This is a genomic window from Burkholderia sp. AcTa6-5 (assembly GCF_017815075.1).
Classification (GTDB): Bacteria; Pseudomonadota; Gammaproteobacteria; order Burkholderiales; family Burkholderiaceae; genus Burkholderia; species Burkholderia sola.
In genome coordinates this window covers 1-537 of record NZ_JAGIQE010000081.1, presented here as the reverse complement: position 1 = coordinate 537, position 537 = coordinate 1, and the positions used below count along the sequence as shown (strand labels likewise).

The 537-nt window shown below is 61.6% G+C and carries 1 protein-coding gene; it reads right to left on the bottom strand.

What is annotated here, in order from left to right:
• The coding region (locus tag J8I33_RS34295; RefSeq protein WP_209940005.1) for an LD-carboxypeptidase at positions 1-372 on the bottom strand (372 nt) is incomplete at its 3' end.
• Positions 373-537: the final 165 nt, after the last annotated feature.

Here is a 537-nt window from a genome sequence, read left to right as displayed (position 1 = left end):
TGTCGGACCATGCAACAAGCGCACGCCGGGCCGGTCTGCAAGCGCGCAGAATAGCGACGTCGCGTCGGAAAAACCGACGATCGTCTTCGGCGTCGCGATCTCGTCGGGCAGGCGCTCGAGCAGATGCGCGCAACCGAATCCCCCTCGCGCGAGCCAGACGATATCGATTGACGGATCCATCAAGGCGCGCCGCAGGTCGTCCGCGCGCTCCTCGGCGGTACCGGCAAAATAGCGGTACCGATTGCCGAGATGCGCGCCCGTCGTGACCTTGAAGCCCCAGCTTTCGACGAGCGCGATGCCGCGCGCTATTCCTTGCGGATCGGGCACACCTGCGGGCGCGACGACGCACACTGTCTTGCGTCTTGATTCCATTGAACGGATACCGTGAGGACAAGAACCCGCTGAATATACCTGATACCACTCGCGAGCCGCTCACACCTGCGAGGTGCCACGCTCTTGTGGTAATCCCCCCGCAGAACCGGCGGGATCAGAAGTAGAATTTTCTCGTTGAGGGAGTTCTACAGAATGAAGAAGTCG